Here is a 12,278-nt window from a genome sequence, read left to right on the forward strand (position 1 = left end):
AGTAACGCTATGGGTATGACCCACGTAGTCGACCGGCGACTGAACGGCAAGAACAAGAGCGCGGTGAACCGGGAACGGTTCCTGCGCCGCTACCGCCACCATATCAAGAAGGCGGTGGCGGATGCGGTACACCGGCGCTCTATCACTGATATCGAACGGGGCGAGAAAGTCAGTATCCCGTCAAGGGATACCGACGAGCCAATCTTTCACCATGGCCAGGGCGGCAAGCGGGAAATGGTACACCCGGGCAACAAGGAATTTGTGGCCGGGGACGAACTGCCCAAACCCGAAGGTGGCGGCGGTGGTGGCCAGGGGTCGGGGCAAGCCAGCCCCGACGGCGAAGGCATGGATGAGTTTGCCTTCCAGATCACCCAGGAAGAGTTTCTGGACTTCCTGTTTGATGATCTGGAACTGCCCAACCTGGCCCGCAAGAAACTGAAAGACACAGAAGCGTTCAAGTATGTCCGCTCGGGTTTTTCCACCCAGGGGGTACCGGCAAAGCTGGATGTAGTGCGCTCCCTTCGTGGCGCCCACGCCCGCAGACTGGGCCTGGGAGGTGCTCGCAAAAAGAAAATCCGAGAAATGGAAAGGCAGCTTGAGGCGCTGAAAAGCGCCCCGGCGGACCTGGACGCGGCCTTCAGCCACGAGGATCAGATCAAGGCGCTGGAAGAGGAAATCGCGGAACTGAAAGCGAATGTTCGCAAGATTCCGTTCATTGATGAAATTGACCTGCGTTACCGCCAGCACATCAAAAAGCCCCAACCGGCCACCAGTGCCGTCATGTTCTGCCTGATGGACGTGTCCGGCTCCATGACGCAGATGCACAAGGACATCGCCAAGCGGTTTTTCATTCTGCTGTATCTGTTCCTGAAGAAAAGCTACAAGAAGATTGACGTGGTGTTTATCCGCCACCACACCAGCGCCAAGGAAGTGGACGAGGAAGAGTTTTTCTATTCCCGCGAAACCGGCGGCACCATTGTGTCCAGCGCGCTGAAGCTGATGAACAAGATCATCGAATCGCGCTATTCCCCGGCGGAGTGGAATATTTACGCCGCCCAGGCCTCAGACGGCGACAACTGGAACGACGATTCGCCCATCTGCAGCAAACTGCTGGCCGACAGCATTCTGCCGATGGTTCAGTATTACGCCTATGTGGAGATCACGCCCCAGGATCACCAGATGCTGTGGTACGAGTACGAGAAGCTGCAGGAGCAGTTCCCGCAGAGTTTTGCCCTTCAGCAGATTGCTGATCCGGGCGAGATTTACCCGGTCTTCCGACAGCTGTTCGAGAGGAAAGCCGCATGACGAATATTATGGACCGCCCCGTTACCGACAATCCCAACGGCCCGGAAAGGCGCGAGCCGATATCCACCAGCTCGGAGTGGACCTTTGATCTGATCCAGCAGTACGACGACGAGATCGCCAAATGCGCTGCTGAATTCGGGCTGGACACCTACCCTAACCAGGTGGAGGTGATCAGCGCTGAACAAATGATGGACGCCTACAGCTCCGTGGGTATGCCGGTGGGTTACCACCACTGGTCCTTTGGCAAACAGTTCCTGTCGACCTCCAAAGGCTACCAGCGCGGGCAGATGGGATTGGCCTACGAGATCGTGATCAACTCAAATCCCTGCATCGCCTATCTGATGGAGGAAAACACCCTGCCCATGCAGGCTCTGGTGATTGCCCACGCCTCCTACGGCCACAACTCGTTTTTCAAAGGCAACTACCTGTTCCGCACCTGGACAGACGCCAGCGCCATCATTGATTACCTGGTGTTTGCCCGGGATTATGTGGCGGAGTGCGAGGAACGCTACGGGCTGGACGCCGTGGAAGAAATTCTGGATTCCTGCCACGCCCTTATGAACTATGGCGTGGACCGATACAAGCGGCCCTCCCCCATTTCGGCTGCCGAGGAACTGCAAAGACGCAAAGAGCGGGAAGAGTATCAGCAGCGCAGGCTCAACGACCTGTGGCGTACCATCCCCAAGATGGAAGAGGACGATGACCCGGTCAGACGCAAGCAGCGTTACCCGGAGGAGCCCCAGGAAAACATTCTCTACTTCATCGAGAAGAACGCGCCTCTGCTGGAAACCTGGCAGCGTGAAATCATCCGCATCGTGCGCAAGTTGGCCCAGTATTTCTATCCCCAGCGCCAGACCCAGGTGATGAACGAAGGCTGGGCCACCTTCTGGCATTACACCCTGCTGCACCGGATGTATGACAAGGGCCTGGTGAACGACGGCTTCATGCTGGAATTCCTGCAGAGCCACTCCGCCGTAGTCTATCAGCCACCGTTCGACAGCCCCTGGTACTCCGGCATCAACCCCTACACCCTGGGCTACTCGATCTTTACCGACCTGCGGCGAATCTGCGAAAACCCCACGGATGAAGACCGGGAATGGTTCCCGGACATCGCCGGTTCCGACTGGCTGGAAACCCTGCATTTCGCCATGAAGAATTTCAAGGATGAAAGCTTTATCCAGCAGTTTCTGTCACCCAAGGTGATGCGGGATATGAAGTTCTTCGCCATACAGAATGACGACCAGGAAAGCGTGTACCGGGTGACCGCCATTCACGACGACCCCGGCTATCGCGAACTCCGGGAAAAGCTGGCAAGGCAGTACAACCTCAGTTACCGCGAGCCCAACATCCAGGTGTGGAACGTGGATGTGCGCGGCGACCGCTCGCTAACCCTAAGGCACGTACCGGTTGACCGGGTGCCACTGGGTGAAGCAACCGACGAAGTGCTGCGTCATGTGCACCGGCTGTGGGGCTTTGATGTGCACCTGGAAAGCGTGGACGACGGAACGGTTTTAGCAGAAGCTCACTGCCCACCAAAGGACCTGGATGAGGAGTGATCCGGCGGTCACTCCTCATCCAGGTCCTGTTTACGCCCGAACGGAAGGCAGACCGGACAGAGCCATTCCCAGTTCCTGTTCGTCGTATTCGTAATCGCTCAGCTCACCGGCGAAATACGACGTATAGGCCGCCATATCAAAATGGCCATGGCCACACAGGTTGAACAGGATCACCTCTTCTTTGCCTTCCCGCTTGCAGCGCAGGGCCTCGTCGATGGCGCCTTTAACCGCGTGGTTAGCTTCCGGCGCCGGCACAATGCCTTCGTGGCGGGCGAAGAGCACGCCTGCCTCAAAGCATTGCCGCTGGGTGTAGGACACGGCGTCGAACAAACCTAACTCCTTGGCATGAGACACCATGGGCGCCATGCCGTGATAACGAAGACCTCCGGCATGGAAACCCGGCGGGGTGAATCCTGAACCCAGGGTATGCATCTTGGTCAGCGGCGTCATGTGTGCGGTGTCGCCGTAGTCATAGGCGTACTTGCCCCGGGTCAGGGTTGGGCAGGCAGAGGGTTCCACCGCCACAATCCGTGACTTCTGCCCACCGCGCAACGCATGGCCCATGAACGGAAACGCAATGCCGGCAAAGTTGGAACCACCACCGGTACAACCCACAATGACATCCGGCCAACAATCCGCCATCTCCATCTGCTGCATGGACTCCAGACCAATGATGCTCTGGTGCAGCAGTACATGGTTGAGCACAGAGCCCAGGGCATATTTGGTGCCCGGATCCTGAACTGCCAGTTCCACCGCCTCGGAAATGGCAATGCCGAGGCTGCCCGTATGGTCCGAATTCTCCGACAGTACTTTACGTCCGAATTCTGTCAGCTCTGACGGTGAAGCCACACATTTCGCACCATAGGTTTCCATCACGGCCCGGCGATAGGGCTTCTGGTCGTAGGAAACCCGAACCTGGAACACGGTCACGTCCATATCGAACAGGGAACCGGCAAACGACAGCGACGTGCCCCACTGGCCAGCGCCGGTTTCCGTGGTAAGGGTGCGAATACCCGCTTCACGGTTGTAGAACGCCTGGGGAATGGCGGTGTTGGGTTTGTGGCTGCCTGCCGGGCTCACGCCTTCGTACTTGTAGAAGATTTTCGCCGGCGTTCCGAGGGCTTTCTCAAGGCCATGGGCCCGGTAAAGCGGGGCCGGACGCCAGAGTTTGTAGACATCCCGCACTGGTTCTGGAATCTCGACCTCTCGCTCTGTGGACACTTCCTGCTCGATCAGCGACATGGGAAACAGCGGCTCAAGATCGGAAGGCCCAACAGGCTGCTGCGTGCCGGGATGAAGGACCGCTGGCAGCGGTTCCGGAAAATCTGCCTGCAGGTTATACCAGTACTTCGGCATCTGGCTTTCTTCGAGAAGAAACTTGGTTTGCATGGTCGTGAACACCCTGAGTTTTGCGTTGTTATCAGGCCTTCAGAATACCCATTCCAGGCCAGCAGAAAAAGTTCATCCTGGCGTCATCCGCACTGGTATGTGCCGCATTCAGCAAAACCGGCAGCTGGTCGGAACCATCTTTCTGAACAACAAGAACCGGGTGCCTGTGGTTACTTGAGGAAAGTCAAGTTCATTAACTGGCAAAGGGTATACAGGATTGTTTTACCACCGGGATCACATCGGCTTCTTGCAGAGATACACGAAGGCGGGTGGCAGGTTGGCCCAGACAAAGTAGGTTTCCATCTCGTCGTACATTGAAACCAGAAAAGGCTTCAGCACCCGCGTGTACTGGAAAGCCACAAACACGCCACCTGGGTTCAGCAGCTCATGAATGTCCGTGAGCAGCAAACGCCTTTCCCGATCCGGGAAATTGAACAGTGGTAAACCTGACACCACACAATCAAGGCCCTGGAGCTGGCGCTCCCGCAGTTCTGTCCTGAGCCGGAATGCGTCCTGGCAGAAATTCACCGAGGGATAGCGGTCCGCCAGGGCATGGCGCATGTTGTCGTCGCACTCGAAGCTGAGAAATCGGGAATCCGGATGGCGGCTATGATCAATGGCATCGGTAATAACACCGGTGCCTGCGCCCAGTTCGGCCACGGTTTCTACCCTTGGCCAGTCTATTCCCGCCACCATGGACCTTACCAGGTATCGGGAGCTGGGCAACACGCTGCCCACGGCCAGCGGGCAATTTACGAAACGTCGCAAAAATAACCAGGGCTTTGACATTATTGTTCCCCTTTTCTGCTTTCACCGGCAAACCGGGGCCTGCCGTCAACCTCTCTAGAATGCCCATTCCAGCCCGGCGTAAAACGTTCGTCCGGGGGCGGGTTCGTAGTAACCACGCTCTGCCACAGGCCTGTCGGCATTAGCGTTGATACGGATATTGCTGAAGTAAGCCTCATCCATCAAGTTACGAATACCACCATAAAGACTCAGGCTCTGGCTGCCAATACGGAACGTGTCCCCCGCGCGAATTCCGAACAACCAGTAGTCACTGACTCTGGTCTGATTGCTGTTTTCCGCGTAGCGATCCCCCACGTACTACCATTCCAGGGCCGCGAATCTCTGGCCAACGCCACGCCATTCCACCTCCGACACCCATTGCTCCTGTGGCAGCCCGGGCAGGCGGTTACCGTCGGCATTGTTACCCTGCTCATCGGTGAATTCCTCCAGCGTGTAGTCTGCCAGGGTCAGGGCACTGGTTATCCGCCAGGCGTAGGAAATGTCCCAGTCGATTCCCAGTTCCAGGCCATTACGGCGGGTTTCGCCGGCGTTCTCGTAAAACGTCTGCGCGCCCTGATCTTTGACCACGATTTCGTCGTCGACAAGAACGGAGAATATCGCGACATCGAAGGCCAGGCTTCCACTGATCAGTCCGCGCATACCCAGCTCGCGATTGAGCGCTTGTTGAGGCTCAAGGTTCGGGTTAAACCCATTACCGCCATTTGGGTTGGCGAACTCCGTAAAGGTGGGCGCTTCGAATGCAGAGCCCACCGTGGCATAGACTTGATACTGAGGCGCGAATTTGTAGCTCAAACCAACCACACCACTGAATTCATGGAAAGTTCTGGAACCGGAATCATCTGGAACGTCGTCATTAGGGTCAAAAGCGCGATCGTTGAGAAAGCGGTCATTTATCGACATGCGTAATCTATCCCATCTGGCACCAAGAGAGAGATTCCAATCATCGGTCAACGCCAGATCCCCCTGGGCAAATACCGCGGCCGTGGTGGCGTTCTGGACTTCATCCTGAATCTGCCCTTCGACACTGCCATCGGCAAACGCAATATCGTAACGGCGGCGGTCATCGATCTGACGATGCAGATCCGCGCCCACCATCCAGGTCAACAACATTCCGGTCAGTTCATTGGCCTGCTGATATTCCGTGCTGAGGCCATAGAACTGACGATCGTAGGCAATCAGGCTTGGCCCGGGAAAAGGCAGTTGCTGCCTGAAGTCACGGCGGCTGAAAAACGTACTGACGGTCATGTTACCGGCGGCCACTTCCGGGGTTTCGTAGAGCAGGCCGAGGGTCTGCTGATCAACGTCCTGGCCAGAGTCGTAGCGTTCGGCAAAGTCGGTGGCCTGGCGGCGGTCTTCCTCCACCTGAGCTGCGGTCAGGCCAGCAGGATCTTCCGCTTTGGGCGTGTGCAGGGCATTCAAGGTGGCCGTCAGCCGCTGGCCGTCTTCCCACTTAAGGGACAGGCGGCCGTTGAAAAGGCCTTTTTCCACTTCGCTCTGATCACGGTAGCCGTTGTAGTTCAGCCACGACATTGTCGCGATGCCGCTGGTATCACCCTCGCTACCGTTGGCCTGAAACGTGGTCTTGTAATAATCATTGCTTCCCACATCCTGACGCAGGCGCGCCCCCGGTGGCAGGTCATCGCCCCGGGCGGTGGTGATATCAATAACGCCGCCTGCGGCATTGCCATACTGAACTGAGGACGGCCCGCGAATCACTTCAATCCGCTGGGCCGAATCCAGGTCCACCGCGTCGATCTGGGACTGCCCGTCGGGCAGCGTATAGGTTTCTCTCAAGCCGGGGCGATGTGACGGTGATAAGTGGCTCTTCCGTACTTGGCGATGACTGCGCCCCTGCAGAACCCGCACCGACCGTGAAAGCCAGCGCGCAAACGGTTTTTCCCAGACCTGCCTTCATAAAACACAAATACCCTGTTTGTTCAGATTCCCATCAAATCCACCAGCCAGGGCACCAGAAGTGCCGTGGCAAAAGCAGAAAGCGCCATGGCCAGGCCCGAGAACGCCCCCATCTGATTGCTGACCTGGAAAGCGCGGGCCGTGCCGATACCGTGAGCAGCCACGCCCATGGCTATACCCTTTACGCTGTCATCCCGGATTCGCATCAGTTCAAACAGCCTGGTGCCGGTGACGGCTCCGGTGATGCCGGTGAGTACAGTCAGAACCGCTGTCAGGGATGGAATCCCGCCTATGGTGTCGGCAATGCCCATGGCCACCGGGGCTGTTGCGGATTTCGGCGCCAGCGACATCTGGATTTCCAGCGAGCCACCCAATAGCCAGGCCAGGCCAATCGAGCTGCCGGCTGCCACCAGAACACCGCATACCAGAGAGATGGTGATCGGCAGCCAGAGTGCACGCAACCGCGCAAACTGATCGTAAAGCGGAACGGCAAGCGCCACGGTGGCCGGCCCCAACAGAAAATGCACAAACTGGGCCCCTTCGAAATATCGGCTATAGGCCGTTCCCGTGACCATCAACAGCCCGATGAGCATAACCACCGACGTAAGCACCGGATTCAAAAAAGGACTGGAATTGGCTTTCAGGTAGAGGCGGTAGGCCAGGCCATAGGCAATCAGGGTAATGGTCAGCCCAAGAAGCGGCGAGGCCGACAGGTAGACCCATATATCGCGGATATCAGGCTCATTCATCCTTGCCCGCTCCCTCTGATCCTTCTGGCCCCACGGATTTCGGCGCCAGCCAGCCACTGGTGAAATGCATGATACCCGCCGTTGCCACCATGGTGATCAGGGTGCTCAGGAAAAGTGCCAGAGTGATGGGCAACCACTCAGCGGCAATGCGATCAAAGTGCACCATCATGCCAACGCCCGCGGGGACAAACAGCAGAGACAGGTGGCTAAGCAGTGCGCTGGAGGCCGTATTCAGCGGTTCTGGCGTATTGCCGCGGATCAGCAGTGTGGCAAACAGCATGATCATGCCCAGCACCGGCCCGGGAATGGGCAACCCAAGAAGCCGCACCGCTACCTCGCCCACAAGTTGATAGGCCAGCAGCAGGGTGATTCCGTTGAGAAAATTCATTGGGAAAACTCCGGACAGCAAAAGAGTCTGAATCAGAAGCTTAGTCATCCCTCGCGGATATGCCCAGCACACATTGGTCTCACGGGTCAGTGCTTCTGAAGGATTCAGTGGGTTCGATACAACAGGTAACAAAAATACCTGAATCGGCCGTTCCACCGGTTTCACCTTCTGTTAGGCTTGCTCCGGTAGTTCTGTATGAGTCAGGACTGCGTTTCCAAGAATCAGAAAAATCACAGGAAAAGCCCGTTATGAAGAAGAGTTTTCAAGGATGTTTGCTGGCAGCCGCTTTGCTTCCCTTCACAGCGTCAGCCGAAGGCCTCAGCTACAACTATGTAGAGGGTGGCCTTGCGCTTTACCCGAGTTACGAATCCCAGACCTTCATCGGTTTCGATACCCGTGGCTCCCTCGCCATCAATGACCAGGTTTTTGCCTTTGGCGGACTGAAGTATCTGACTGATGATATCGACCTGACCGCCCTTCACGTCGGTGCCGGTGTTCGCCATGGCGTTGACCCGAAAACCGATCTCTGGGGTGGCGTAACCATCGAGTATCAGGAAGTGGATTACGCCGGCGCCTGCACCTTCTGCAGCTCTGTAGATGACACTGCCCTGGGCCTGCGCGGCGGTCTTCGCCATCAGGTGGACGAAAAGCTGGAAGTGGGCGCAAGTGCCCGCCTGATCACCGGAGACCTGGACTACATCGGCCTGACCGGTACCGGTCGGTTTGCTATCCAGCCCAACCTGAAACTGTTCGGCGAAGTCGATCTGTATGACGGTGAGCTTGGCCTGATTGGCGGCATCACTCTGGATTTCTGAAGTCCGGAACAGGCGGCCCTGCCTTTATGAAGTCGGGGCGGCCTGGGATGCTGGTATGAGCCTGCGGCTGTATACGGCCAGCAAAAAACCGATGGGGAACATCAGCACCCCATAGACCGCAGCCGGTATCGACATAGTGCTGGACTCCAGCAGAGTCAGTGTGACCAGCAGCCCGATGGTGCTGTTCTTGATGCCAAGCTCTACCGCAACCGCGATGGACTCGCGCTGGGACAGCCCGCCGACCCGGCCCGCCAGTAACCCCAGAAAAATACCCGCTAGATTCAGCAGAAGCGTGGCAGGACCTGCCTGTTGAAGCAGCGTCCATAGCTGATCCCGCGACGCCCACATCAGCCCCACCACCAGCAGCGCCAGCACCACACCGCCAAAGATACTCACCGCACTTTCGGCCTTCTGCGCCATCGCCGGCGCACGCGAGCGAATTACCATTCCCACGGTGACCGGAAACAGCACAATACCCACCAGCATGGCCACCGTTCGCCCGACAGGCAGCGAGATGGATTCGCTCTCCCCGGCATAGAACTGAAGCGCGTAATTGGTGAACACGGGAAGGGTGACGATAGTGATCAAGCTCGCACTGACAGTCAGCACAATAGACAGCGCGATATTGCCCCGACACAGCAGCACGAACAGGTTGGACGTGGTGCCGCCCGGGCAGGCCGCGATAATGACCAGGCCCACTGCAATGGCCGGTGCCAGCCCCAGCAGCGATGCCAGCATGAAGGCGATCAGCGGCATGAGCAGTATCTGGGCAAAGGTTCCGATGATTAGCCCTTTGGGGTATACGGCCACCAGTCGGAAATCCCGCAGGGTGAGCGTCATGCCAATACCGATCATAATGATAAAAAGCGCGACCGGTAGCCCGGCAGAGATGAGTGGACTAGACTCCACGAAGCCTCCAGGTGTTTATTGTTATCGAAAACAGACTGCGCGGAAACATAGCACAAAGCAAAGAAAAAGTTATCGAGTCTGGGGGCGATGCTCGTGTTTGCAGGGCGCGGTTTGCGTATACTTGCGATCAACAACTAAAGCCGTTGGCCGCGGTTCAAAAGCGGCCTACAAAAGCACTAATCGTATAACCGTCAAGCGGTAAAGAGGAACGCAAATGAAACGCCTGGGAACACTGGACGCATCCTGGCTTGCTGTGGAGTCGGAAGACACTCCAATGCACGTAGGGAATCTGCAGATTTTTTCACTGCCGGAAAACGCGCCGGAAACCTTTCTTCGCGACATGCTGACAAAGATGAAAGCAGACGGCGAAATTGCCCCGCCCTGGTGTTACAAGCTTGCCTTCCCCGGTTACCTGGGTCGCGTACTGGCGCCATCCTGGAAAGTCGACAAGAAGATCGACCTGGATTACCACGTACGGCATTCAGCACTCCCGCGCCCCGGCAGTGAGAGAGAACTGGGTATTCTGGTGTCGCGCCTGCATTCCAACCCTCTGGATTTTGCCCGCCCGCTCTGGGAGTGCCACATCATTGAGGGTCTGGAAAACAACCGTTTTGCGCTCTACACCAAGATGCATCACTCGCTGATTGACGGCATCAGTGGCGTACGGCTGTTGCAGCGGGTGCTGAGCAAGGACCCGGCAGATACCGATATGCCGCCACCCTGGGCGGTCCGCCCCGAGCGCACCCGGGCCAGCAAGTCTGACGAGGAAGCCAGCATGACGGCGGCCCTCGCCCAGGCCAAGGACGCCCTTAAACTTCAGGTGGATATGGCCCCGAGACTGGCAAAGGCCATGACCCGTCTGGTGAACTCTGTCCGCCACCCGGAAGAAGGACTGACCGCGCCTTTTGCAGGGCCGATGTCAGCACTCAATCACCGGGTCACCCCCCAACGCCGCTTTGCGACCCAGCATTATCAGTTGGACCGAATCAAGAAGGTGGCTCATGCCGCTGAAGGCTCCCTGAATGACATCGTGCTTTACCTGTGCGGGACAGCCCTGCGTCGCTTCCTTCTGGAAAGCGACAATCTGCCGGATATCCCCCTAACAGCGGGCATTCCCGTCAACATCCGGCCGGCGGATGATCAGGGCACAGGTACTCAGATCAGCTTCATGATTGCGTCCCTGGCTACCGACCAGGAAGACCCGATTGTGCGCCTGCAGCACATCAAACAGTCCAGCCGCAGTGCCAAGGAGCACCTGCAGAAGCTGCCCCGCAAGGCGCTGACCCAGTACACCATGTTGCTGATGTCGCCCTACATTCTGCAGCTGATGTCGGGTATGGGCGGGCGAATGCGCCCCGTCTTCAACGTCACCATTTCCAATGTGCCCGGGCCGCAGGAATCGCTCTATTTCCAGGGTGCCAAACTGGAAGCCATGTATCCGGTGTCGCTGATTGCCCATGGCGGGGCACTGAACATTACCTGCCTGAGCTATGCCGGTTCGCTGAACTTCGGCTACACCGGTTGCCGGGACACCCTGCCCAGCATGCAGAAGCTCGCGGTTTACACCGGCGAGGCTCTGGATGAGCTGGAAAGCCTGCTGCTGCCGCCCAAACCGAAAGCCAGCAAACCGGCCCAGAAAAAAGCCAGCACGACAAAAAAGCCGGCAGCACCACGGAAAAAAGCAGCCGCAAAAAGCTGACATCAGCCTGTATCAACCCGGCCCAGATAGGCCCTCAGGGCCGCCGGGTTGATCAGAGTTATGCTGCCGTAAGCCAGACTGATCAGCCCTTCCCGCTCGAACTCCTTGATCCAGTTGTGAACGCCCTGGCGGGTCATACCCATCATATTGGCCATATGCTCGCGGGTGATCCGGATGGTCACCGGACGTGTGCTTGCCTCGCTGTCACCCTGGATCTGCGCCAGAAACAGCAATCGCCTGCCGATGCGGGTGGGAATATTCCGCAGTGCATCATCCTCGATGATCGACATGGCCGCCCACAGGCGCCGACTGACCATATCCAGAACCACCGGGTAGCATTGGGGATAGCGTTTCATCAGTGCGCGGAATCCGTCACCAGGCAATTCCACCAGGGTGACCGGTTCGTGGGCTGTGGCGCCGTAGACTCGTGGCATGCCGGGTGAGAACACCGCATCCCCGAACCAGGCGCCGGCACTGAACATGATCAGCGTGGCCTCGCGACCCGCCGCATTGATAGAACTGATCCGCACCACGCCCCGGGCGATCACACAGAGCGTGGTGCTGGTCGCACCCTGCTCGTAAATCTGTTCGCCGCCAGAGAATGTCCGGACACGACCGATCTCCGCCAGCTCGTCCATCGCCTCGGGTGGGAACCCTGTCAGTATGGGGCAATCTGAAAGTACGCTTTTTATCCTTATCATTCGTCAAGTGTAAACCAATTGACATTCCTGGCCGATTCCCCGCGCC

12 protein-coding genes are annotated in these 12,278 nt (G+C 57.7%); 4 read left to right on the forward strand and 8 right to left on the reverse strand.

The features are described 5' to 3' along the window. Positions 1-9 precede the first annotated feature (9 nt). Both FPL19_RS03345 and FPL19_RS03350 read left to right on the forward strand, forming a co-directional pair. A complete protein-coding gene (locus FPL19_RS03345) occupies positions 10-1,305 on the forward strand; it encodes a YeaH/YhbH family protein (RefSeq protein WP_150910591.1) in 1,296 nt (431 codons plus the stop codon). After that, on the forward strand, positions 1,302-2,861 hold the full coding sequence (locus FPL19_RS03350) for a SpoVR family protein (RefSeq protein WP_150910593.1): 1,560 nt from the start codon (positions 1,302-1,304) through the stop codon (positions 2,859-2,861). The genes FPL19_RS03345 and FPL19_RS03350 overlap by 4 nt, the downstream gene beginning before the upstream one ends. A gap of 30 nt (positions 2,862-2,891) precedes the next feature. Here FPL19_RS03350 and FPL19_RS03355 read toward each other — a convergent pair whose 3' ends face one another. The 6 genes from FPL19_RS03355 to FPL19_RS03375 form a co-directional block, all read right to left on the reverse strand. Continuing rightward, positions 2,892-4,250 (reverse strand): TrpB-like pyridoxal phosphate-dependent enzyme, encoded by a 1,359-nt coding sequence (locus FPL19_RS03355; protein WP_150910595.1) that lies wholly within the window; start codon positions 4,248-4,250, stop codon positions 2,892-2,894. 234 nt (positions 4,251-4,484) lie between these two features. Further along, complete coding sequence (locus FPL19_RS03360; protein ID WP_150910597.1) at positions 4,485-5,039, reverse strand: class I SAM-dependent methyltransferase; 555 nt, start codon at positions 5,037-5,039, stop codon at positions 4,485-4,487. Positions 5,040-5,093: 54 nt separating this feature from the next. Next, complete coding sequence (locus FPL19_RS17830; RefSeq protein WP_404802790.1) at positions 5,094-5,351, reverse strand: hypothetical protein; 258 nt, start codon at positions 5,349-5,351, stop codon at positions 5,094-5,096. A gap of 3 nt (positions 5,352-5,354) precedes the next feature. Next, positions 5,355-6,851: a TonB-dependent receptor family protein gene (locus FPL19_RS03365; RefSeq protein ID WP_404802791.1), complete on the reverse strand. Its 1,497-nt coding sequence runs from the start codon at positions 6,849-6,851 to the stop codon at positions 5,355-5,357. A 143-nt stretch (positions 6,852-6,994) separates the two neighbouring features. Further along, entirely contained in the window at positions 6,995-7,720 is a 726-nt protein-coding gene (locus tag FPL19_RS03370) for an LrgB family protein (protein WP_150910599.1), read from the reverse strand. Beyond that, positions 7,713-8,108, reverse strand: coding sequence for a CidA/LrgA family protein (locus tag FPL19_RS03375; RefSeq protein ID WP_150910601.1), 396 nt, complete (start codon positions 8,106-8,108; stop codon positions 7,713-7,715). Before FPL19_RS03375 ends, FPL19_RS03370 begins: the two co-directional genes overlap by 8 nt. A gap of 248 nt (positions 8,109-8,356) precedes the next feature. Between FPL19_RS03375 and FPL19_RS03380 the strand changes: the two genes are divergently transcribed. Further along, positions 8,357-8,923: a hypothetical protein gene (locus FPL19_RS03380; RefSeq protein WP_150910603.1), complete on the forward strand. Its 567-nt coding sequence runs from the start codon at positions 8,357-8,359 to the stop codon at positions 8,921-8,923. Between the two features lie 24 nt (positions 8,924-8,947). Here FPL19_RS03380 and FPL19_RS03385 read toward each other — a convergent pair whose 3' ends face one another. Continuing rightward, positions 8,948-9,832: a bile acid:sodium symporter family protein gene (locus FPL19_RS03385; protein WP_150910605.1), complete on the reverse strand. Its 885-nt coding sequence runs from the start codon at positions 9,830-9,832 to the stop codon at positions 8,948-8,950. A gap of 214 nt (positions 9,833-10,046) precedes the next feature. Here FPL19_RS03385 and FPL19_RS03390 point away from each other — a divergent pair, with 214 nt between their 5' ends. Continuing rightward, positions 10,047-11,531 carry a WS/DGAT/MGAT family O-acyltransferase gene (locus tag FPL19_RS03390; RefSeq protein WP_150910607.1) on the forward strand — a complete coding sequence of 495 codons (1,485 nt, stop codon included), beginning with the start codon at positions 10,047-10,049 and terminating at the stop codon, positions 11,529-11,531. A gap of 2 nt (positions 11,532-11,533) precedes the next feature. Here the strand turns inward: FPL19_RS03390 and FPL19_RS03395 are convergent, their stop codons facing one another. Next, positions 11,534-12,169, reverse strand: coding sequence for a Crp/Fnr family transcriptional regulator (locus FPL19_RS03395; RefSeq protein WP_225314275.1), 636 nt, complete (start codon positions 12,167-12,169; stop codon positions 11,534-11,536). Positions 12,170-12,278: the final 109 nt, after the last annotated feature.

Source organism: Marinobacter halotolerans (genome assembly GCF_008795985.1).
Taxonomy (GTDB): Bacteria; Pseudomonadota; Gammaproteobacteria; order Pseudomonadales; family Oleiphilaceae; genus Marinobacter; species Marinobacter halotolerans.